We start from the raw sequence: 21406 nt of genomic DNA, 5'->3' as shown, positions 1-21406 counted from the left end.
GACCGCCTGAATGCCCGCCACAGCCAGGTCACTAACCTGGTGACCATGGCTGACCAGCTCACGATCCCCGACAACATCAAACCCGGCGATGGACGCTTCGGATCCGGCCCGTCGAAGGTGCGGCCCGAACAGCTGCAAGCCCTTACCACCAGCGCCGCTCCACTTTTCGGCACCTCGCACCGGCAAGCCCCGGTCAAAGATCTGGTCGGCCGGGTGCGCACCGGGCTGCGCGATTTCTTCTCGGTGCCCGACGGCTACGAGGTAGTGCTCGGCAACGGCGGCGCGACCGCTTTCTGGGATGCCGCGGCATTCGGCCTGATCGACAAGCGTTCACTGCACCTCAGCTACGGCGAGTTCAGCTCGAAGTTCGCGTCCTCGGTCGCCAAGAACCCCTTCGTCGGCGACCCGATCATCATCAAGGCCGACCCCGGCAGCGCCCCGGACCCGCAGGGCGACCCGTCGGTCGACGTGATCGCCTGGGCGCACAACGAGACCTCGACGGGTGTAGCGGTCCCCATCGCCCGCCCGCGCGACGCCGGTGACGCGCTGGTCGTCATCGATGCCACCTCCGGCGCCGGCGGACTGCCGGTCGACATCGCCGACACCGACGCCTACTACTTCGCCCCGCAGAAGAACTTCGCCGCTGACGGCGGCCTGTGGCTGGCGATCCTGAGCCCGGCCGCGCTGAGCCGGATCGAGTCGATCGCGGCGTCCAACCGGTGGGTGCCCGACTTCCTGTCGCTGCCGATCGCGGTGGACAACAGCCTCAAGAACCAGACCTACAACACCCCGGCCATCGCAACGCTGGTGCTGCTGGCCGAGCAGGTCGACTGGCTGAACGGCAACGGCGGGCTGGACTGGGCGGTCAAGCGGACCGCCGACTCGTCGGGGCGGCTGTACAGCTGGGCGCAGGACCGCGCGTTCACCACACCGTTCGTCGCGGACCCGAAGCTGCGGTCCCAGGTGGTCGGCACCATCGACTTCAATGACTCCGTAGACGCAGGGGCCGTCGCGGCGACCTTGCGCGCCAACGGCATCGTCGATGTGGAGCCGTACCGCAAACTCGGCCGCAACCAGTTGCGCGTCGCGATGTTCCCGGCGGTCGAGCCCGATGACGTCAGTGCGCTCACCGAGTGCATCGACTGGGTGGTCGAGCGTCTCTAGCGTTCATATGGAAAAAGCCCAGGTGTCACCGCGTGTCCACCCGGGCTTGGATCGCCGGCTGAGTTACAGTGCGCGTGAGCGGACCTCATGCGTTGGTCTGCGAGGAACCTGCGAGGAGACACCATGCGGGAACTCAAGATCGTCGGACTCGACGTCGACGGCAAACACCTCATCTGCGAGGGTGACAACCCCGCCGACAAATTCAGGGTCCGCGTCGACGACCGATTGCGTGCAGCGGTCCGCGGCGACGAAGCCCGGGTGAATCAGACCCACATCGAGATCGAAACGAGCAGCATGTTGCGTCCCAAGGACATTCAGGCCCGCATCCGCGCGGGTGCGTCGGTCGAGCAGCTCGCCGAGTCCGCCGGGGTGGAGATCTCTCGGGTCGAGCGGTTCGCCCACCCGGTGCTGTTGGAGCGTGCCCGCGCCGCCGAGCTGGCAACCGCCGCACACCCCGTTCTCGCCGACGGCCCCGCGGTGCTCACGCTGCTGGAGACGGTGACCACGTCGCTGGTCGCGCGCGGCCTGAACCCCGACAGCACCTCCTGGGATGCGTGGCGCAACGAAGACGGTCGCTGGACCGTGCAGCTGGGCTGGAAGGCCGGCCGCTCGGACAACCTCGCCCATTTCCGGTTCTGCCCGGGGGCGCACGGCGGGACCGTGACCGCGGTGGACGACGCCGCCAGTGAGCTGATCGACCCGAACTTCGACCGTCCGATACTGCGTCCGGTTGCTCCGCTGGCCCAGCTCGACTTCGACGACGCCGAGCCGACCCCGGCTCCCGCGCCGGTGGTCACCGAAGCCCCCGAGCCCGAGCCGGTGGTCGAGCAGCCGCGCGCCCGCCGCGGCAAAGCCAAGCCGGCGGTGCCGGCATGGGAAGACGTGCTGCTGGGGGTTCGCTCCAGCGGCCAGCGCTGACCGCTGCGTCAGAGGGCCATCGCGACCAAGGCCAACCAGGCGATCGCCACACCGACGCCAGCGCCGAGAACCAGCCAGCGAACCACCGGTGTTCGCCGCCAGCCCCACAGCGTGGGCGCAAGGCCGCCGGCCGCAACGACATTCAGCCCGACTGCCAGCAGCGGATGGACCCGGATCAAGCCTAGGCTCAGCACCACGACAGCGACCGAGGTGGCCGCGGCGACGAATCCGGCGACGGTCAAACCCATTGCCCAGGGCGTGGATTCGTGGGTCGTCACGCTTGAACTCTAGCGCGACCGGGAAAGTCAGGACATCACACGCGAGCCCGCTCGTAGAACGCCAGCGCCGCGGCCGTGGCGACATTGAGCGAATCGGTTCCGCGGGACATCGGGATCCGGACACGCAGATCACTGGCCTTCATGGCGGCGTAGCTCAACCCCGGACCCTCGGCGCCGACCAGGATCGCGACCCGCTCGCCGTGCACCGCCGCCATCGCCTCCGGCAACGCCTTGGAATCGGCAGCGGGTGTCATCGCCAGCAGTCGAAAACCTCTCTGCTGCAACGTCTTCAGCTCCGACGGCCAGTCTGCTGCCCGGGCGAACGGCACTAGTAGAGCGTGACCCATCGACACCCGCACCGCACGCCGGTACAACGGATCGGCGCAGCCGCTGCCGAAGACCACGGCGTCGACGTTCAGCCCGGCCGCGTTGCGGAAGATGGAGCCCAGGTTTTCATGGTCGTTGACTCCCTCGAGCACCGCGACAGTCCTGGCGCCGTCCACCACCTCGGCGACGGAACGGTCGGGTGCGCGACGCGCGGCGGCGAGCACGCCGCGGTTCAGGTGAAAGCCGACCGCCTCGGCCATCACTTCGGCCGAAACCCGGTAGTAGGGAGCGGAATTGCCGGCCAGATCGGCGCTCAGTTCGGCCAGTCTGCGGTCGGTGCCGAGTAACGCCAGCGGGGTGAACGGCGAGGCCAGCATCCGCTGCACGACCAACACACCCTCGGCGATCACCAAGCCTTTGCCGCTGGGCAGATCCGGACGCCGGTCGATGCTGTTCAGGTCGCGGAAGTTGTCCAGCCGCGGATCGTCGGGATCGTCGATGTCGCAGACGATCACACTGTCGTTCGCGCTCAAGGGCTTTCGTCGACCAAAGCGAGCATCAGGTCGGCCGCCACCCGCAGCGTGTCACGTTCGGGAACGCCGAGGGTTTCCAGCCGCTGCGTCAGCCATTCTTGACTGGCCCGACGCTCGGCCTCCATCAAATCAGCGCCGGCTTCGGACACCGACACCAGCACCTGGCGGCCGTCGTCGGGGTGTGCGACACGGTCGACGAAGCCCAGTTCGGCCAGCGAAGCGATCACTCGCGTCATCGACGGCGGGCGGACCCGCTCCCTGATCGCCAGCGCTCCCGGCGTCATCGGGCCGAAGTTCGCCAAGGTCGCCAGTGCGGACAGTTGTGACAGCGACACCGGGGACTGCGGGCGGCGAAACCGCAGCTGCCGAGACAGCCGCATCACCGCGAGCGACAGGTCGCTGGCCAACCGGCTATCGCCATCGATCACAGCGCGAAGGTTACGACAGAACGCCGAAACGTCAACATCGAATCACCGAGACGAGGACAGACATGCCGCTCGCGGCCGGCATCGTCGTCAAGCTCACCCCACGGCTCGACTTCTCCTCCGGCCGCTCGCGGCCGGCATCGTCGTCAAGCTCACCCCACGGCTCGACTTCTCCTCCGGCCGCTCGCGGCCGGCATCGTCGTCAAGCTATCTTGATCACGATGTCCGACGAGCCCGGCAAGATCGTTGAGCCGCCACCGCTACCTGCTGTGTTGCTGGATCCGCAGCCGGTCATCGCGGTCGGCGCCCTGCTGTGGCTGGTCGCAGCGGTGGCGGCGTTCGTCGTACCCGCCCTGACCGCTTGGCGACCGCTGACGCTGGCCGGACTCGTCGTCGGCGTCCTGGGCACATCGATTTTCCTGTGGCAGCGCGCGGCTGCCCGCCGGGGCGCGCGCGGCGCTCAGACCGGGCTCACCACCGAGCCCAGGGGTTAGGGGTTCGGGATATGGCGGCGCCGCTACTGCAAGCCCAGATCGACATCAACGCACCCCTGCCGACCGTGTGGGCGTTGATCAGTGACTTTCGTCGGATGCCGCAGTGGAGTTCGCAGTGCCGCTTGATGCGGCCGTTGGGGCAGGTCCGCCCCGGCACCCGCACCCTCAACCTCAACCGCCGCAAACTGCTGGTCTGGCCGACCACCTCCACCATCGTCGAGTTGGTCCCGGAGCAAAAGCTGGCATTCCGGGTCAATTTGAACAACACCATCTGGAGCTACGAGCTGCAGCCGCTCGCGGACGGCACCCGGGTGATCGAGAGCCGGCACGCCGAGAACGGCGTCAAGCCGATCTCCAGCGTGGCGGTCAATGCGTTGATGGGCGGAACCGACAGCTTCGAGCGCGAACTCGTCGAGGGAATGAACGTCTCGCTGGCCAGAATCAAGGCCGCTGCCGAGAACGCCTAACTGGGCTCCGTCGATCCGTCGCCGGGTTCCTGCGCCGATTCCTGGGCGGGTTCCTCGACAGGCGTGGCCGCCGCCGGCTCAGCGATCGTCTCAGCGGGCTCGGTGGCCGGCACCTCAGCTGGTGGTTCGACAGCCGCCTCGGGCGCTTCCACTGCCTCGTCGGAAACTTCCGCCGTCTCCTCGGCGGGAGGCTCGGCCGGCTTTTCGCTGACGTCGAGCACGCCGTCGTCGAACGGGTCGTACATCGGCGAGCCGCCGCCTGCCGGAGCGGGAGTGTCGGAATGCGCGCCGCAACCGTATTCGAAGTCGACCACATGACCGTCGGCCGACAGTTCGTTGCCGCAGACTCCGAACATCGCACCGAGTGAACCCGCCAGCGGCAGGAAGAACCCGCAGTCGCGGCAGACCCGCTTGGTGGACTGCGCCATTTGGGCGCGGGGTCCGTGATCGCCGTCGTGCCACCGTTCTGCGGCCTCAGCACGCCCCCAGGCGCTCATCACCTGACGGCGCCCCAGCCCGATCTCAGCCGCAGTCTCGTCGACCTGCGGGTCACCGGACGACAGGTAACCGGGCACCAGTCGTGGGTCGTCCAATGCCGGCGCAAGCAGATCGCCCGGACTCAGGTCGCCGGCCCGGACACGCTGATCCCAGGGCAGCCACTCCGGCGCCAGCAGTGACTCCGGCCCGGGGACCAGCACCACCTCGCTGACGGTCGCGTGGTCGGCCCCCGGGTAACTGGCGACCACGACCGCCCACTGCCAACCCTGGTAACCGGGAAGGTGGGCCAGGAAACGGTGCGTCGCGCTGGTCGGGTCCTCGTAGCCGACGCCCAGGTACTCCCCCACGGTGTCGACACCGCTGCTCTCGACCACGGCCGCGCGGGCCAGATCGGCCGCGCCGGTCAGAACGGTCGCCAATTCAGGCGACCACTCCGTCGTGCTCGATCTGGTCACATCGTCGGTTGTTTCCATGGGCCTTCGATTCTGCCGCACATATGCGAGGTATGGCCACACCGGTCGCCTGCACACCAGCGCAGCCGGGATGGGTGAGAATCGAGGTATGGCTGGACGGCGGGGTGACAACCGGGATGCCGGCCGCAGCTCGGCACCCGGCAGACGTGGTCGAACCGGGCCGACCGACGAGCATCCCGGCATGGCCAACTATCCGGCCGAGGAGCCGGACCAGCGCCGTGCCCACCGGTCGCCGCCGATGCCCAGCTCCAATCGCTATCTGCCGCCGCTGAACCGCGACAGCAATTCCCAACGCCGCACCGAGCCGCCGCGAGCCGGCTCGTCCGGTGAGCGGGTCACCGTCACCAGGGCCGCCGCCCAGCGCAGCCGCGAAATGGGATCGCGGATGTATGACCTGGTGCAGCGGGCCGCCACCGCCGACGGTGCCGACAAATCCGGGCTGACGGCGTTGACCTGGCCGGTGGTGGCCAACTTCGCCACCGACGCGGCGATGGCGGTTGCGCTGGCCAACACGTTGTTCTTCGCCGCGGCCACCGGCGAGAGCAAGGACAGGGTGGCGCTGTACCTGCTCATCACCATCGCGCCGTTTGCCGTGATCGCCCCGCTGATCGGGCCGGCGCTGGACCGGCTGCAGCACGGTCGCCGGGTCGCGCTCGCCGCGTCGTTCGCGCTTCGCACGGTGTTGGCGGTGGTCCTGATCACCAACTACGACGCCGCCACCGGCGGCTATAAATCCTGGGTGCTGTATCCCTGCGCGTTGATGATGATGGTTTTCTCGAAGTCGTTCAGCGTGCTGCGCAGCGCGGTCACGCCGCGGGTGATGCCGCCCACGATCGATCTGGTCCGGGTGAATTCGCGGTTGACCATGTTCGGCCTGCTCGGCGGCACGATCGTCGGCGGCGGTATCGCCGGCGGCATCGAGTACGGCTGCGACCGACTGCTCCAGCTACCGGGCGCGCTGTTTGTCGTCATCGCGGTGACGGTTAGCGGGGCCGCGCTGTCGATGCGCATCCCGCGGTGGGTCGAAGTCACCGCCGGCGAGGTGCCCGCAACCTTGAGCTACCGCCAGGACACGCCAAGCCGCAGCTGGCCCGATGAGGTCCGCCGCGCCAGCGGAGCGCTTCGACAACCGTTGGGCCGCAACATCATCACCTCACTGTGGGGTAACTGCACGATCAAGGTGATGGTCGGGTTCCTGTTCTTGTATCCGGCATTCGTCGCCAAGGCGCACCACGCCAACGGCTGGCGGCAGCTGGCCATGCTCGGCATGATCGGCGCGGCCGCCGGCATCGGCAACTTCGCCGGAAACTTCGCCAGTGCCCGGCTGCGACTGGGTCGGCCCGCGGTGCTGGTGCTGCGCTGCGCCCTGGCCGTGACGGTTGTCGCACTGGCCGCGGCGGTGGCCGGCACGCAGCTGATGGTCGTGATAGCCACGCTGGTGACGTCGGGGTCGAGCGCGATCGCGAAGGCTGCGCTCGACGCGTCGCTACAGGACGATCTGCCGGAGGAGTCGCGAGCGTCGGCGTTCGGACGCTCGGAGTCCACGCTGCAACTCGCCTGGGTGCTCGGCGGCGCGATGGGCGTGCTGCTCTACACCGACCTGTGGGTCGGCTTCAGTGTCGTGACGTCGGTGTTGATTCTCAGCCTGGCGCAGACGGTAGTCAGCTTCCACGGCGACTCGCTGATCCCCGGACTGGGCGGCAACCGCCCGGTGATGGTCGAGCAGGAGGGCGGCCATCGCGAGCGTCAGGCCGCGTCGGTGCCGCGATCGTGAGATCAGCGAAAAAGTATGCGCTGCTTGCGATCGTGGCGATCTTGGCGACCGCAGCCGGAGTCGGCGCGTGGACGCTGGCGTATCACCGCGGGCCGGTGCGTCCCGAGATCAGCGCGTACTCAGGCGGACACTCGACGCGGGTCGGGCCCTACCGCTACTGCAACGTGCTCGACCTCACCGACTGCCAGAACCCTGGGACGCAGGGCCAACTCCAGGTGAATTCACGTGCCCCCGTGCAACTTTCAGTACCAAAGTCGATCGGCGAGGCGCCGTGGTGGCTGCTGACGGTGTATGAGGACTCGGCAGTTCCCGCGACGACGTTCTACCGGCCGGGCAGCCGATTAGCCGTCACCATCCCGACCGTCGACTCCCACAACGGGCGGCTGACCGGTATTGCCGTGCAGTTGATGACGGCCTACGTCGACCCGAACGGGGAGGTCCAGGGCGTGCCGCACGCGGAATGGTCGGTCCGGACGGTGTGGAGCTGACGCGCGCGCGGTGACTTACCGGGTGCTCTCGCCCGCGGTGTTGTGCCGGGATTGTTGTTGACCCGGCGCGTCCGGGTCACCGCCTTGATGGTCCAGTTTGTCTTGAACGTCGCGTTGCTCCGCGGTCACCTCCCGGGCGTCCTCGGGCTCGGGATCAGGATTGCTGCTGGGCTGGTTCACGCGGGATCTTCCTGTCGGCTGCGGCACGTGCGTGTGAGCAGGATGTCCTGGATCGCACCATTCGAAACCGGCGAGGTCAGCCCGCGCCGTGGCCGGCCGGCACCTGCTCGCCGTCACGGGTCGGACCGGGCGGCGTACCGTCACCGAAAGGCTTGCCGCCCAACGACTCCCGGCCGTGCGGCGTCAGCCAGTTGGCCAGCTCCGGACCCTTCGGCACAATCCCGCTCGGGTTGATGTCCTTGTGCACCACGTAATAGTGCTGCTTGATCTGGACGAAGTCGGTGGTGTCGCCAAAACCCGGCGTTTGGAACAGGTCTCGCGCGTACGCCCACAACACGGGCAGCTCGGCGAGCTTGCTTCGGTTGCACTTGAAATGCCCGTGGTAGACCGCGTCGAAGCGGGCCAGCGTCGTGAACAGCCGCACGTCGGCTTCGGTGATCGTCTCGCCGACCAGGTACCGCTGCGTCTCCAACCGATCGCTCACCCAGTCGACAGCGGTGAACAGCCGGTCGTACGCGGCCTCGTAAGCCTGCTGCGAGCCGGCGAAACCGCAGCGGTAGACGCCGTTGTTGATCTCGGTGTAGATCCGCTTGCTCACCTCGTCGATCTCGGCGCGCAGCGGTTCGGGATACAACTGCGGGGCGCCGTCGCGGTGATGGGCGGCCCATTCGGTCGACAGGTCCAGCGTCATCTGCGGGAAGTCGTTGGTGACGACCGCTCCGCTGGAAACGTCGACGATCGCGGGCACTGTGATGCCCTTGGGGTAGTCCGGGAAGCGGGCAAAGTAGGCGTCCTGCAGGCGCGGGATCTTCAGCACCGGGTCGACGCCGTCGGGGTCGAGGTCGAACGTCCAGCTGCGCTCATCATGCGTCGGACCGCAAAACCCAATGGAGAGAACATCTTCCAGGCCAAGCAGCCGCCGGACGATGATTGCGCGGTTGGCCCACGGACAAGCCCTCGCCACGATCAGCCGATAGCGGCCCGGTTCCACGGGATAACCGTCGCGACCGTCAGCGGTGATCCGGGTGTCGATGTATTCGGTGTCACGGGCGAATTCGCCGTTCTCGGCGAGGTAGGAAGCGATGTCGACCTCCATCAGGTGTCGCTACCGGAACAACGACTCCATGCGGAGCGTCGGCCGTAGTGTTCCCCGCCACCGCACGCGATAACCGCGCGAGGCTCAGGCGTCCAGCTCGCGCGCAACCGCCTTGACTACCTCGGACACCTTGCGCGCGATCTTGCGGTCGGGGTAGCGACCCTTGCGCAGTTCGGGCTGCACAGTGCCTTCCAGCAGCGTGATCATGTCCTCGACCATGCCGTGTAACTCGTCGGGGCTGTGCTTGTGCTCGGCCGGGCTTTCCCGGCGGGGACGGCTGCTGAGCGTTGGCGGCGGGTCGATCAGTTTCAGGCTGAGCGCCTGTGGACCGCGGCGTCCGGACGCCAGGCCGAACTCGACCTTCTGCCCAGCCTTGAGCCCTTCCACGCCCGCGGGTAACGCCGAGGAGCGGACGTAGACGTCCTCGCCTTCCTCTTGGGATAGGAAGCCGAATCCCTTCTCCGCGTCGTACCACTTCACCTTGCCAGTCGGCACCGGTCTCACCTGCTGTCTAACGAATCGCTCACGAGGCCTACACAACGAAGCGCCCCGCCTGCGCAGGACGCGATGACGACCGATCCTACTCGGAACGCCGTCGGCTGAGCACCAGAGTTTCTCGCCTACTCTGGAGTCAGCTCTGGAGGGGACGATGCGCCTGATTCTCAACGTCATCTGGCTGGTTTTCGGTGGCCTGTGGCTGGCTCTTGGATATCTGCTCGCAGCGCTGATCTGTTTCGCGCTGATCGTGACCATCCCGTTCGGCTTCGCCTCGCTGCGGATCGCGTCCTACGCGCTGTGGCCGTTCGGGCGGACGATCGTCGAAAAGTCCGGCATCCGGACGGGCGCCGTGGTCGGCAACGTCATTTGGATTCTGGTGTGTGGAATCTGGCTGGCGATCGGCCACCTGATGAGCGCCGTGGCGATGGCCCTGACGATTGTCGGCATCCCGCTGGCGCTGGCCAACCTGAAATTGATCCCCGTGTCGCTGGTTCCACTGGGCAAAGAGATCGTGCCGGTCCACAATCCAGCGCAATGGGCCGCTTCCCCGACCGTGCGGGGCTGAAATTGTCGGCGAAATCGCCACCGCGTGACCTGGGATTAATCCAGTAACGGCCTGTGAAATGAGTCACATAACGGTTTGGTCACAGCCCGGCAACGGCCCGATTGCGAAGCTCTCAACCTGCACAAACGGCTGACGTTCCTGGCGTTTTCCGCGCTCGCGACACGCGAAACGCGACGTCATCCAGAAAATGACTCCACTGCTAACAACCGCTAGCGTCGTGCGCGGGCCCACCGAGTTTCCCTGCGCGGTAGGCCTTCTCACCTATAGCGCCGAGCTCCATCCAATAGGTGAGTAACGCCAATCCGTGGATGGAGGCGGGGGACCCAATGGTCCGCCGAAATCGAACCTGGGGCCGCTAGCGGCTCCTTGGGGTGAAGCCGGAGCGTTTCCTTCACGGAAACTCGACGGCCGGGCGACCTCTTCCGCCCGAACCCGACAGCTGACCTCGTAGGCGCGTACGAGAGGAATTCCTTAGGGCTATGAGCGGCCGTCATCGTAAACCCACCACGTCCACTGTCGGCGTCGCGAAACTTGCCTTCACCGGCGCAGTGATCGGCAGCGGCGCAGTACCACTAGCACTCGCCGCCAACGCGGCCGCGGCCCCCGACAGCGAATGGGACCGCGTCGCCTCCTGCGAGTCCGGTGGCAACTGGGCGATCAACACCGGCAACGGCTACCACGGCGGGTTGCAGTTCTCGCAAGGCACGTGGGCCTCACACGGCGGCAGCGAGTTCGCGTCGTCGGCCAACCAGGCCAGTCGCGATCAGCAGATCGCGGTCGCCGAGCGGGTGCTGGCCACCCAGGGCAAGGGCGCCTGGCCGGTCTGCGGCCGGGGGCTTTCCGCCGCCAGCCCGCGCAACGTCCTTGCCGACGCGCCCGCGCCGGACGCCCCGCCGCCCGTGTTCGAACTTCCGCCTCCGCCGGCAGAGCTGCCGCCGCCGCCTGCCGAGCTCCCGCCCCCGCCGGCAGCCGAACTTCCGCCCCCGCCGGCCGAGCTCCCGCCCCCGCCGCCAGCCGAGCCGGTGCAGGCCGTCGCGGTAACCGCGCCCGCACCCGAAGCACCCGCACCCGAGGCACCTGCTCCCGAAGCACCTGCGCCTGAAGCACCTGCTCCCGAGGCACCGGCACCGGCCGATCCTGCGCCTGCGCCTGAACCCGCGCCTCCGGCAGAGCCGGTCCAGGTCCAGCCGGTCGCCGCTGAGGCACCCGTCGACGGCCCGCAGGAAGTGCACCAGGCGAATGCGGTGAGTTCGTGGAAGGTCGAGCCGCAGGAGCCGAGCTACCTGACGAACCTGCTCAACTCGATCCAGTCGCAGAACGTGAGCGGTAACCCGGCGCTGCAGTCGCTGGCCTAGCCACGACGTCGTCCCGCCGGGCGAACCGCCTAACGGTTGACGTCGGTGACCGGATGGACGTAAGGCAGATCGTCCGCGGGCAACGGGAAGACCACGTCGCCGAACGGCGACAGCGCTCCGACCCGGTCGGACGCCAGTTCACTCACGGCATGATCCTCCGGGTTGGTCGTCGGCCAGCCGTTGTCTACGTAACGAGTCTTCTGCGCCTTCTTTTCAGCCACGTGCTCCATTCTGACAGGTCGGGCGCGGCGGTGCCCGCATTACCCTCCGTCGGCCGGGAAGGCCCACCGGCGCGACTGCTTTACGCTGGTCAGCAATGACCGAACACACCTCGGGCATCCCGCTGGGGTCTTGGCTGGCCGAGCTGCCCGACGAGCGATTGATCCGTCTGCTGGAGCTGCGGCCGGACCTCGCCCAGCCACCTCCCGGCAGCATCGCCGCGCTGGCGGCCCGCGCCCAGGCACGCCAGTCACTCAAGGCCGCCACCGACGAGCTGGACTTCCTGCGTCTGGCCGTCATCGATGCGCTGCTCGTACTCCAGGCGGACACCGCCCCGGTGCCGGTTGCCAAATTGCTGACGCTCATCGGCGACCGCGCCCCGGAGGCCGAGGTTCTCGACGCGCTCGAGGGCCTGAAGGAACGCGCGCTCGCCTGGGGCGACAACGAGATCCGGGTGGCGTCCGACGCGGGCGGCGGGCTGCCCTGGTATGTCGGGCAGGTGACGCTGGAGGACGCCTCGCAGAGTCCTGAGCGGATCGCCGAGCTGATCGACGGCCTCGACGATTCGCAGCGTGAGGTGCTCGACCGGCTGCTGGAAGGCTCCCCACTGGGGCGCACTCGCGACGCGGCTCCCGGCGCTCCCGGCGATCGCCCTGTGCCACAGTTGATTTCGATAGGTCTGCTGCGGCGCATCGATGCCGACACGGTGATCCTGCCACGGCACGTCGGACAGGTGATGCGCGGCGAGGAAGCCGGACCGGCCCGCCTCGCGGCCCCCGATCCGGTGGTGACCACCACCACCCCGGCCGACGCCGACGCCGCGGCCGCCGGTGCCATCATCGATTTGCTCCGCGAAGTCGATGTTCTGATCGAAACCCTCAGCGCCACACCTATTTCCGAGCTACGCAGTGGCGGGCTCGGCGTCCGGGAAGTGCGACGGCTGGCCAAGATCACCGGGGTCGACGAGAGTCGGCTGGGACTGATCCTCGAACTCGCCGCCGCCGCCGGACTGATCGCCAGCGGACTGCCGGATCCGCAACCGGCCGTCGGCGATCCGCCCTACTGGGCCCCGACGGTGGCCGCCGATCGGTTCAGCGAGGCCACCACCGCCGAGCGCTGGCATCTGTTGGCCTCCACCTGGCTCGATCTGGCGGCCCGGCCGGCGCTGATCGGGAGTCGCGGACCAGATGCCAAACCCTATGCTGCGCTTTCCGATTCGCTCTACTCGACGGCTGCACCATTGGACCGCCGTCTGCTGCTGGAGATGCTGACCGGGCTGCCGCCAGGTTCAGGCGTCGACAAGAACACCGCGTCGGCGGCGCTGATCTGGCGACGCCCGCGGTGGGCCAGGCGGTTGCAGCCGGCGCCGGTCGCCGACCTCCTGGATGAAGCACAGAAACTCGGTTTGGTGGGTCGCGGCGCGATCAGCACGCCCGGCCGAGTGTTCGTCGAGGGCGCCGCCGACGCCGCGATCGCCGCGATGGCACGCGCGCTGCCCACCCCGATCGACTACTTCCTGGTGCAGGCCGACTTGACCGTCGTGGTGCCCGGGCCGCTGGAACGTGACTTGGCCGACGAGCTTGCGAAGGTGGCCACCGTCGAATCGGCCGGCACCGCAATGGTGTACCGCGTCAGCGAGCCGTCCATCCGGCATGCCCTTGACATCGGGAAAACAGCCGACGAATTGCACACCTTGTTCACCAAGCATTCCAAAACACCGGTGCCGCAGGGTTTGACCTACCTGATCGACGATGTGGCCCGCCGGCATGGTCAGCTGCGACTCGGTATGGCCGCGTCGTTCGTGCGATGTGAAGACCCTGCGCTGCTCGCCCAGGCCGCTGCCGGTGCCGAGCACCTCGGCCTGCGCGTGCTGGCGCCGACCGTGGCGATCTCGCAGGCGCCGATCGGCGAAGTGCTCGCGGCCCTGCAGGACGCCGGCTTCGCCCCGGCCGCCGAGGACTCCACCGGCACCATCGTCGACATCAGGGCCCGCGGCGCACGGGTGCCCGCCCCCCAGCGCCATCGGTCCCGGCGCTCCAGCGGCCAACCCAGCAACGAGACGCTGAGCGCGGTGGTCGCGGTGTTGCGGAAAGTCACCACCGCGCCGTTCGACAGCCTGCGTATCGATCCGGCGGTGGCGATGTCGCTACTGCAGCGGGCGGCCCGAGACCGGGACACCGTGCTGATCAAGTACGTCGACGCCGCCGGTGTCGCCACCCAGCGGGTGGTGTCGCCGATCGCGGTGCGAGGGGGGCAGCTCGTCGCGTTCGATTCGGCGTCCAGCAGCGCCCGTGACTTCGCCATTCACCGCATCACGTCGGTGATGCCGGCCGATGAGCAATGACCTTGTCGGCGCGATCCGGATAATGGGGAGCATGGAGTTTCATGACTGACGGACCGTTGATCGTGCAGTCCGACAAGACAGTGCTGCTGGAAGTCGACCACGAGCTCGCCGGCGCGGCGCGGGCGGCCATCGCGCCGTTCGCCGAACTGGAGCGCGCACCCGAACACGTCCACACCTACCGGATCACCCCGCTGGCGCTGTGGAACGCCCGCGCCGCCGGCCACGACGCCGAGCAGGTCGTCGACGCATTGGTCAGCTTCTCCCGGTACGCGGTACCTCAGCCGCTGCTGGTCGACATCGTCGACACGATGGCCCGCTACGGCCGGCTGCAGCTGGTGAAGAGTCCGGTACACGGCCTGACGCTGGTCAGCTTCGACCGCGCAGTACTCGAAGAAGTCCTGCGGCACAAGAAGATCGCGCCGATGCTGGGCGCCCGCATTGATGACGACACCGTGGTCGTGCATCCCAGCGAACGTGGGCGGGTCAAGCAGATGCTGCTCAAAATCGGCTGGCCCGCCGAGGATCTGGCCGGCTACGTCAACGGCGAGGCACACCCGATCAGCCTGTCGCAGGACGGCTGGCAACTGCGCGACTACCAGGAGATGGCAGCCGACTCGTTCTGGGCCGGCGGCTCGGGCGTGGTGGTGCTGCCGTGCGGGGCGGGCAAAACGCTCGTCGGGGCCGCAGCGATGGCCAAGGCCAGCGCGACGACGCTGATCCTGGTCACCAACACCGTCGCGGGCCGGCAGTGGAAGCGCGAGCTGATCGCGCGAACATCCTTGACCGAGGAAGAGATCGGCGAATATTCCGGCGAGCGCAAAGAGATTCGCCCGGTCACCATCGCGACGTACCAGGTGATCACCCGCCGTACCAAGGGCGAGTACCGCCACCTGGAGTTGTTCGACAGCCGCGACTGGGGGCTGATCGTCTACGACGAGGTGCACCTGCTGCCCGCACCGGTGTTCCGGATGACCGCCGATCTGCAGTCGCGGCGCCGGCTCGGGCTGACCGCGACGCTGATCCGCGAGGACGGCCGCGAAGGTGACGTGTTCTCGTTGATCGGGCCGAAGCGCTACGACGCGCCGTGGAAGGACATCGAGGCGCAGGGCTGGATCGCACCGGCGGAGTGCATCGAGGTGCGGGTCACGATGACCGACAACGAGCGGATGATCTACGCCACCGCCGAACCCGAGGAACGCTACAAGCTCTGCTCGACGGCACATTCGAAGGTCGCCGTGGTCAGGTCGATTCTGGACCGTCACCCCAAGGAACCGACCCTGGTGATCGGCGCCTACCTCGATCAACTCGACGAGCTCGGAACCTTGCTGGACGCCCCGGTGATCCAGGGCTCGACGAAGAATGCCGAACGCGAGGCGCTGTTCGACGCCTTCCGCCGCGGTGAGGTGACCACGCTCGTGGTGTCCAAAGTGGCCAACTTCTCCATCGACTTACCGGAAGCCTCAGTCGCAGTGCAGGTTTCGGGCACATTCGGCTCACGGCAGGAGGAGGCGCAACGGCTGGGCCGGCTGCTGCGCCCGAAGGCGGACGGTGGCGGCGCGGTGTTCTACTCGGTGGTCGCCCGCGACAGCCTGGACGCGGAGTACGCCGCGCACCGGCAGCGCTTTCTGGCCGAGCAGGGCTACGGCTACGTGATCCGCGACGCCGACGACCTGCTCGGGCCGGCTATCTGAGGTTGGCCCGGCTAGAGCGACAGGATGGTCGCGGACGCGGTACCGGGCGCGCCGTACACCTGCGCCAGACCGACGCGCGGGTTGCCGGGCACCTGACGTTCGCCCGCTTCACCGCGCAGCTGGCGGACCAGCTCGTGCACCTGACGCAGGCCTGACGCGCCGATCGGCTCGCCGTTGGCGATCAGCCCGCCGTCCGTGTTGACCGGAATGGAGCCGTGGATCTCGGTGGCCCCGTCGGCGAGCAACTTCTCCTGCTCTCCGTCGGCGCACAATCCCGTCTCGGCCATGTGGATCACCTCGGCACCGGCGTCGGTGTCCTGCAGTTGCGCGACGTCGACGTCCTCGGGTCCGATGCCCGCGGCCTCGTAGGCGGCCTTGGCCGCGTAAACCGTCGGCGAGACATCCTCGTCCAGTGGGGCGAACGTGGCGTGCACCTCGTAGGCGCCGAAGGTCCGGGTGCGAATCTCGCTGGCGCGCACGTAGACCGGCTTGTCGGTGTACTTGTGCGCAATGTCGGCGCGACACATGATCACTGCGGCGGCGCCCTCGTCGGGAGCGCAGAACATGTATTGCGTCAACGGGTAGTTCAGCACGGTCGAGTTGAGGATCTGCTCCTCGGACATCGGCTTGCGGCGAAACGCATTCGGGTTGATCGCGCCGTTGCGGAAGTTCTTCGCCGCCACCTTGGCCAGGGTGGCCTGCGAGATGTTGTGGTCGTGCAGGTACTTGTTGGCCTTCATGCCGAAGAACTTCGTGGTGACGAACTGACCGTTGTTGGCATACCACTGCGGCAGGGCCAACTTCGCGGGGTCGTCGGTGAAGGCGCCGCGCGGGTGCTTGTCGAGCCCGATCGCGATACCGATGTCGTACTTGCCCAGCCGAATGGTGTCGGCGGTCTGCTGGATGGCGCTGGCCGCGGTGGCACAGGCGTTGAACACGTTGGTGAACGTGATGCCGGTCAGCCCGACCAGACGGGTGACGGCGTCCGGGTTGGACACTTCGTGGCTACCGCCGAAGCCGAACTGGATGTCCTTCCAGTCCACCCGGGCATCGGCCAACGCGGACTGGATGGCCTCGGCACCCATCTGCATCGCGGTCTTGTCGAAGCGGCCGAACGGGTGCAGGCCCACTCCGATGATGGCGACGTCGTTGGTCATCTCAGGCTTCTCCTTTTAGACCGGCTGGAAAGCGAACGTGACGATCTCGTTGCCGTCCGCATCGGTGGCGAACGGAATCATGGTCAGCTCGACCGCCTGGCCGAAGGTGAGCTTGGCCGGGTCGTTTTCAGTCAGCCGACCTTCGACCCGGATCACGTCGTCCAGCTGGATGAGACCGACGCCGAACGGCACGAAGTCGTCACCGGTAGGTCCGGCGTAGGGGGCGCCGGGCGGGAACCCCTGCGTGGTCCACGCGATCAGGGTCCCGGTGCGCGGAAGCTTGACCTCCGACATCGCCGCGGCGCTGCACCGCGGGCACAGGTCCTGCACCGGGAAGGTGGTCGCGGCGCAGGCGCCGCACCGACTGCCGATCAGCTGAGGATCGTCATCGGGCCAGGTAGAGATGCTGGGGTCGATTGCCTTCTGCATCGAAGATCCTCCATCAGCCGCCGAACTGATAATGCGCTCACAGAACGGTACAACAGCATTCCGCAAAATCGGAAACCGCATTCTCATTTCTGTTCGCGAATGTCGGGCGACCGTCGTTTTCCCTTCACCGGGAGTCAAACTCTTCAGCCCCGCGGGTGTGTCTGCCAGCGTCGACACAATGACCGTCACCGACGAGGCGGCACCGAGAGTCACCCAGGTCTGGGACACCCATCGATGGAACATCCTGCGATGGTCCTCGCCGGTCGCGCTGCTGGTGCTGTGGCAACTACTCAGCGCCAGCCGGCTGATCCCCGGCAATGTGCTGCCCGCGCCGCAGTTGATTTTCGAGGCCGGCTGGCAGCTGATCCAGAACGGGAAACTGACCGAGGCGCTCGAGGTGTCCGGGCTCCGCGTCATCGAGGGATTGCTCCTGGGTGGGGTCACCGGGGTCGCCCTGGGCATTGCGGTCGGGCTCTCCCCCTGGATCGAGGCGACTGTCGATCCACCGCTGCAGATGCTGCGAGCGCTGCCGCATCTGGGTTTGATCCCGTTGTTCATCCTGTGGTTCGGCATCGGCGAGCTGGCCAAAGTGAACCTGGTCGCACTCGGGGTGGCTTTTCCGCTCTACCTCAACACCTTCTCCGCGATTCGCCAGGTCGACCCGAAGCTGCTGGAAACCGCTGACATCCTTGGCTTTTCGCTCTGGCAACGGCTGCGGATCATCCTGCTGCCCAGCGCTGCGCCACAGGTGCTGGTCGGACTTCGGCAGTCGTTGGCAATCGCATGGCTGACGCTGATCGTGGCCGAGCAGATCAACGCCGACAAGGGCATCGGTTTCCTGATCAACAACGCGCGTGACTTCCTGCGCATCGACATCATCATCTTCTGCCTCGCGGTCTACGCGCTGCTGGGCATCATCACCGACGCCATCGTCAGGGCGCTGGAACATCGAGCCTTGAGGTACCGCACATGACCGTGACATCCGAACGGCAGACCACCGTCGTAGGCCGACTCAGCAACGTCAACAAGTTCTACGGTGGCAAGCGGATCCTCGACGGCATCTCGCTGGAGGTGCGGGCAGGGGAGATCGTCGCGCTGGTCGGGCGCAGCGGATGTGGCAAGTCGACCGTATTGCGGGTTCTGGCAGGACTTTCCGACGACCACGCGGGCCAGCGCGAAGTCAGCGGGGCACCCGCGGTCGCCTTTCAGGAGCCCCGACTGTTTCCCTGGCGCGACGTCCTGACCAACGTGCAGTACGGGCTCAACCGCACCGCGTTGTCGCGCGACGCCGCCCGGGCGCGCAGTGAGCTGGCGCTGGCCGAGATCGGGCTCAGCGAGCATGCCGAGGCATGGCCGTTGACGCTGTCTGGCGGTCAGGCTCAACGGGTTTCGCTGGCCCGGGCACTGGTGGCCGAACCGCAGCTGCTGTTGCTCGACGAGCCGTTCGGCGCCTTGGACGCGCTCACCCGGCTGTCCATGCGGGCGCTACTGCTGGACCTCTGGCGGACTCACGGGTTCGGCGTTCTACTGGTCACCCATGACGTCGACGAGGCGGTCGAGTTGGCCGACCGGGTGCTGGTGCTCGAGCAGGGTCGCGTAGCCCACTCCCTCACCATCGAGTCACCACGTCCGTCCGAGCGCACCGCCCGGCACGACGACTACCGCTCCGAGCTGCTCGACAAGCTCGGCGTTCGGCATTGATCACCAAGCGGCGGTTGGCCTTTCACGCCTTCACCGCAGCAGTCCTGCTCGGCGGCCTGACGGGTTGCGTGTCGCGCGAGTCCGGACCGAAACCGCTCACCGCGCCGCCGACGGTGCCTACGTCGGAGCTGTCCGGGCTGACGTTGCGGGTCGGCGACCAGAAGGGCGGGACCCAAGCCCTGCTGCGGGCAGCCAACGCCCTCGAAGGTCTGCCCTATCGCATCGAGTTTTCGACATTCACCTTCGGCCCACCCCAGATCGAGGCACTCAACGCGGGTCGGATCGACTTCGCGGTCACCGGAAACACGCCTCCGGTGTTCGGCGCCGCGGCCAACTCGAAGACGCGCGTCATCTCGGTCTACGACGGCGCGCAGACGGGTGAGCAGATTCTGGTCCGGACCAACTCCGCTATCGCGGGCGTTCAGGACCTGCGCGGCAAGACAATCCTGGTGGCCAAGGGCAGCGCGGCCCATGCCAACATCCTCGAACACCTCGCCGACGCCGGAATCAAACCCAAGGACGTCAACCTGGTGTTCCTGCAGCCCGCCGATGCGTTGTCGGCGTTCGCCAACGGACAGGGCGACGCCTGGACGATCTGGGAACCCTATACGTCGCAAGCCAATTTGACGCTGAAGGTGCGCAGCATCGGGTCGGCCGAGAACGGTTACCAGTTCGGCAGCGCGTCGGTGAAGGCGCTGACCGATCCGCAGCGCAACACCGCCTTGTCCGACCTGCTGGTCCGCTACCAGAAGGCGGCGCAGTGGGCCCGTGACAACCCCGATCAGTGGGCCAAGAAGTATTCGGCGGCAGTCGGTTTGAACCTCAAGATCGCCGCACTCGCCCAGAGTCGTCTGCTGCGGCTGACCGTTCCGCTGGACGACAAGGTGGTGGCATCCGAACAACGCCTGGCCGAGTTGTTCGCCGCCGCGGACCAAATCCCGGAGGCGCCCGACTTCGGCAAATGGGTCGACCGTAGGTTCAACGGTGTGCTCGCGAGCGAGCAGCACGAAGAGCCGACCACGAGGAGATGACGATGACGGTCACGGTGACACTTGAACTCCGGTTCAAGCCCGAGGAGGTCGCTGCGGGGCGCGAGCTGATGGGCCGCGTGCTGCAGGTGACGCGAGGCTTCGACGGCAACGTGCGAACCGAGACGCTCATCGACGCCGACGACGAGGCGCATTGGCTGATCTACGAAATCTGGGAGTCCGTCGAAGCCGACGACGCCTACCGCGCCTTCCGCGCCGGCGAAGGCAAGGTGACCCAGCTGCCGCCCCTGCTGGCCGCACCCGCGGTCAAGATTCGATACGTCACCAGCGACATCTAGCTCAGCGCCGGAATAACCTGGCGCTCAAAGAGTTCGATGCCGGAACGGTCGTAGGCGGCCTCGGGGAAGTAGCAGATCACGTATTCGCACCCGAGGTCGCGGAGCTTCTGCAGACGCTCGATGACCTGCTCGGGCGTGCCGGTGGCCGAATCGGGTCCGCTGGTTCCACCGATCATCGCATCGGCAGCGGACTCGGACACTGGGCCGACCAGACGGTCGCGGATGCGCCGCAGGCGGTCTTCGACGCCGTGCTGGTCTGCGTCGACGACCGCGTTGACGTTGACCGACCGGACAATCGCGTCGTAGTCGGTGCCCACGTCACGGCAGTGGCCGGCCAGCACCTCAGACTTGTGCTTGAAGCCGTCCGGCTCGCCGGTGAAGTTGGTGTATTGCGCGTACTTGGCAGCGATGCGCAGCGTCTTCTGCTCGCCGCCGCCGGCGATCCACAGTGGAATTCCGTTGTCCTGCAGCGGTTTGGGTTCGACGATTGCGCCATCGACCTGGTAGTGCTTGCCCTCGAAACTGACTTTGCCGTCCCGCCAGGCATCGCGCATGATCTGCACACCTTCGTCGAGGCGGCCCAGTCGCACGCCCGCCGACGGAAAGCCGTAGCCGTAGGCCCGCCACTCGTGCTCGTACCAGCCGCCACCGATGCCCATCTGGACGCGGCCACCGGAGATGATGTCCGCCGTCGCAGCGACTTTGGCGAGATAGGCGGGATTTCGGTAACTCATCGCGGTGCACATCTGACCGAGCTTGACTCGCGACGTGGTCGCCGCGTAGGCCGACATCAGCGACCACGCCTCGTGGGTGGCTTCGCCGGTGGGCACCGGCACGGTGTGGAAGTGGTCGTAGACCCACACCGAATCCCAGGCGCTGCCGTCGGCGTAGGCGGCCAGATCACGCATCACCGCCCAATGCGACGCGGTGTCGATTCCGACCAGATCGAGCCGCCAACCCTGCGGGATGAAGAATCCGAAGCGCATAACTCACGACTCTAGCGTG

The 21406-nt window shown here is 67.3% G+C and carries 24 protein-coding genes, 1 pseudogene and 1 riboswitch; of the genes and pseudogenes, 14 read left to right on the top strand and 11 right to left on the bottom strand.

Annotated features, from left to right (window positions below; all coding sequences use genetic code 11):
• Window positions 1-45: 45 nt before the first annotated feature.
• Complete coding sequence (gene serC / locus CYU59_RS21465; protein WP_293002475.1) at window positions 46-1164, top strand: phosphoserine transaminase; 1119 nt, start codon at window positions 46-48, stop codon at window positions 1162-1164.
• A gap of 123 nt (window positions 1165-1287) precedes the next feature.
• Window positions 1288-2082: a septation protein SepH gene (sepH, locus tag CYU59_RS21460; RefSeq protein ID WP_293002473.1), complete on the top strand. Its 795-nt coding sequence runs from the start codon at window positions 1288-1290 to the stop codon at window positions 2080-2082.
• 8 nt (window positions 2083-2090) lie between these two features.
• Here sepH and CYU59_RS21455 read toward each other — a convergent pair whose 3' ends face one another.
• The 3 genes from CYU59_RS21455 to CYU59_RS21445 form a co-directional block, all read right to left on the bottom strand.
• On the bottom strand, window positions 2091-2330 hold the full coding sequence (locus tag CYU59_RS21455; protein ID WP_293002566.1) for a DUF2537 domain-containing protein: 240 nt from the start codon (window positions 2328-2330) through the stop codon (window positions 2091-2093).
• A 65-nt stretch (window positions 2331-2395) separates the two neighbouring features.
• Entirely contained in the window at window positions 2396-3220 is an 825-nt protein-coding gene (locus tag CYU59_RS21450; protein ID WP_293002471.1) for an RNA methyltransferase, read from the bottom strand.
• A complete protein-coding gene (locus CYU59_RS21445) occupies window positions 3217-3648 on the bottom strand; it encodes a MarR family transcriptional regulator (protein ID WP_293002469.1) in 432 nt (143 codons plus the stop codon). Before CYU59_RS21445 ends, CYU59_RS21450 begins: the two co-directional genes overlap by 4 nt.
• A 218-nt stretch (window positions 3649-3866) precedes the next feature.
• Here CYU59_RS21445 and CYU59_RS21440 point away from each other — a divergent pair, with 218 nt between their 5' ends.
• The gene (locus CYU59_RS21440) at window positions 3867-4139 is read left to right on the top strand and encodes a DUF2530 domain-containing protein (RefSeq protein WP_293002564.1); all 273 of its coding nucleotides are present in this window, start codon (window positions 3867-3869) and stop codon (window positions 4137-4139) included.
• Window positions 4140-4150: 11 nt separating this feature from the next.
• Window positions 4151-4606, top strand: a complete 456-nt coding sequence (locus CYU59_RS21435; RefSeq protein WP_293002467.1) for an SRPBCC family protein — start codon at window positions 4151-4153, stop codon at window positions 4604-4606.
• On the opposite strand, the gene CYU59_RS21430 is transcribed toward CYU59_RS21435, so the two are convergent.
• Window positions 4603-5577 (bottom strand): DUF3027 domain-containing protein, encoded by a 975-nt coding sequence (locus tag CYU59_RS21430; RefSeq protein ID WP_293002465.1) that lies wholly within the window; start codon window positions 5575-5577, stop codon window positions 4603-4605. The genes CYU59_RS21435 and CYU59_RS21430 overlap by 4 nt on opposite strands.
• A gap of 88 nt (window positions 5578-5665) precedes the next feature.
• On the opposite strand from CYU59_RS21430, the gene CYU59_RS21425 reads away from it, so the two are divergent.
• Window positions 5666-7351 carry an MFS transporter gene (locus CYU59_RS21425; RefSeq protein ID WP_293002463.1) on the top strand — a complete coding sequence of 562 codons (1686 nt, stop codon included), beginning with the start codon at window positions 5666-5668 and terminating at the stop codon, window positions 7349-7351.
• Entirely contained in the window at window positions 7348-7839 is a 492-nt protein-coding gene (locus tag CYU59_RS21420) for a DUF2771 domain-containing protein (protein ID WP_293002460.1), read from the top strand. The genes CYU59_RS21425 and CYU59_RS21420 overlap by 4 nt, the downstream gene beginning before the upstream one ends.
• 15 nt (window positions 7840-7854) lie before the next feature.
• Here the strand turns inward: CYU59_RS21420 and CYU59_RS21415 are convergent, their stop codons facing one another.
• From CYU59_RS21415 to CYU59_RS21405, 3 genes are all read right to left on the bottom strand, one after another.
• The gene (locus CYU59_RS21415) at window positions 7855-8019 is read right to left on the bottom strand and encodes a hypothetical protein (RefSeq protein WP_293002458.1); all 165 of its coding nucleotides are present in this window, start codon (window positions 8017-8019) and stop codon (window positions 7855-7857) included.
• Window positions 8020-8095: 76 nt separating this feature from the next.
• Window positions 8096-9115, bottom strand: coding sequence for a glutathione S-transferase C-terminal domain-containing protein (locus CYU59_RS21410; RefSeq protein WP_293002456.1), 1020 nt, complete (start codon window positions 9113-9115; stop codon window positions 8096-8098).
• An 84-nt stretch (window positions 9116-9199) separates the two neighbouring features.
• The gene (locus CYU59_RS21405) at window positions 9200-9610 is read right to left on the bottom strand and encodes a cold-shock protein (RefSeq protein ID WP_293002454.1); all 411 of its coding nucleotides are present in this window, start codon (window positions 9608-9610) and stop codon (window positions 9200-9202) included.
• A gap of 154 nt (window positions 9611-9764) precedes the next feature.
• Here CYU59_RS21405 and CYU59_RS21400 point away from each other — a divergent pair, with 154 nt between their 5' ends.
• Window positions 9765-10178 (top strand): YccF domain-containing protein, encoded by a 414-nt coding sequence (locus tag CYU59_RS21400; RefSeq protein WP_293002452.1) that lies wholly within the window; start codon window positions 9765-9767, stop codon window positions 10176-10178.
• 285 nt (window positions 10179-10463) lie between these two features.
• Window positions 10464-10647, top strand: a riboswitch (cyclic di-AMP (ydaO/yuaA leader).
• A 10-nt stretch (window positions 10648-10657) separates the two neighbouring features.
• Window positions 10658-11533 (top strand): transglycosylase family protein, encoded by an 876-nt coding sequence (locus tag CYU59_RS21395; protein ID WP_293002450.1) that lies wholly within the window; start codon window positions 10658-10660, stop codon window positions 11531-11533.
• A gap of 29 nt (window positions 11534-11562) precedes the next feature.
• Here CYU59_RS21395 and CYU59_RS21390 read toward each other — a convergent pair whose 3' ends face one another.
• Complete coding sequence (locus CYU59_RS21390) at window positions 11563-11763, bottom strand: hypothetical protein (RefSeq protein WP_293002448.1); 201 nt, start codon at window positions 11761-11763, stop codon at window positions 11563-11565.
• 86 nt (window positions 11764-11849) lie between these two features.
• Here CYU59_RS21390 and CYU59_RS21385 point away from each other — a divergent pair, with 86 nt between their 5' ends.
• Both CYU59_RS21385 and CYU59_RS21380 read left to right on the top strand, forming a co-directional pair.
• Window positions 11850-14096, top strand: coding sequence for a helicase-associated domain-containing protein (locus CYU59_RS21385; protein WP_293002446.1), 2247 nt, complete (start codon window positions 11850-11852; stop codon window positions 14094-14096).
• A gap of 41 nt (window positions 14097-14137) precedes the next feature.
• Window positions 14138-15787, top strand: coding sequence for a DNA repair helicase XPB (locus tag CYU59_RS21380; protein WP_293002444.1), 1650 nt, complete (start codon window positions 14138-14140; stop codon window positions 15785-15787).
• An 11-nt stretch (window positions 15788-15798) separates the two neighbouring features.
• On the opposite strand, the gene CYU59_RS21375 is transcribed toward CYU59_RS21380, so the two are convergent.
• Both CYU59_RS21375 and CYU59_RS21370 read right to left on the bottom strand, forming a co-directional pair.
• Window positions 15799-16944 (bottom strand): thiolase family protein, encoded by a 1146-nt coding sequence (locus CYU59_RS21375; protein WP_293002442.1) that lies wholly within the window; start codon window positions 16942-16944, stop codon window positions 15799-15801.
• A gap of 15 nt (window positions 16945-16959) precedes the next feature.
• Window positions 16960-17373, bottom strand: a complete 414-nt coding sequence (locus CYU59_RS21370) for an OB-fold domain-containing protein (protein WP_293002440.1) — start codon at window positions 17371-17373, stop codon at window positions 16960-16962.
• Window positions 17374-17605: 232 nt separating this feature from the next.
• On the opposite strand from CYU59_RS21370, the pseudogene CYU59_RS21365 reads away from it, so the two are divergent.
• The 4 genes and pseudogenes from CYU59_RS21365 to CYU59_RS21350 form a co-directional block, all read left to right on the top strand.
• Window positions 17606-18346 (top strand): annotated as a pseudogene (locus CYU59_RS21365) (ABC transporter permease); the annotation flags it as partial.
• Window positions 18343-19074 carry an ABC transporter ATP-binding protein gene (locus CYU59_RS21360; RefSeq protein ID WP_293002436.1) on the top strand — a complete coding sequence of 244 codons (732 nt, stop codon included), beginning with the start codon at window positions 18343-18345 and terminating at the stop codon, window positions 19072-19074. The pseudogene CYU59_RS21365 and the gene CYU59_RS21360, both read left to right, overlap by 4 nt.
• Window positions 19074-20105: an ABC transporter substrate-binding protein gene (locus CYU59_RS21355; RefSeq protein ID WP_293002562.1), complete on the top strand. Its 1032-nt coding sequence runs from the start codon at window positions 19074-19076 to the stop codon at window positions 20103-20105. Before CYU59_RS21360 ends, CYU59_RS21355 begins: the two co-directional genes overlap by 1 nt.
• A 2-nt stretch (window positions 20106-20107) precedes the next feature.
• Complete coding sequence (locus tag CYU59_RS21350) at window positions 20108-20401, top strand: antibiotic biosynthesis monooxygenase (RefSeq protein ID WP_293002434.1); 294 nt, start codon at window positions 20108-20110, stop codon at window positions 20399-20401.
• On the opposite strand, the gene CYU59_RS21345 is transcribed toward CYU59_RS21350, so the two are convergent.
• The gene (locus tag CYU59_RS21345; protein ID WP_293002432.1) at window positions 20398-21387 is read right to left on the bottom strand and encodes an LLM class F420-dependent oxidoreductase; all 990 of its coding nucleotides are present in this window, start codon (window positions 21385-21387) and stop codon (window positions 20398-20400) included. The genes CYU59_RS21350 and CYU59_RS21345 overlap by 4 nt on opposite strands.
• Window positions 21388-21406: the final 19 nt, after the last annotated feature.

Origin of the sequence: Mycobacterium sp., from assembly GCF_002863225.1 — a bacterium.
Lineage (GTDB): Bacteria > Actinomycetota > Actinomycetes > Mycobacteriales > Mycobacteriaceae > Mycobacterium.
The sequence above is the reverse complement of the archived record's forward strand: the minus strand, read 5'-3'. Positions and strand labels throughout refer to the sequence as shown.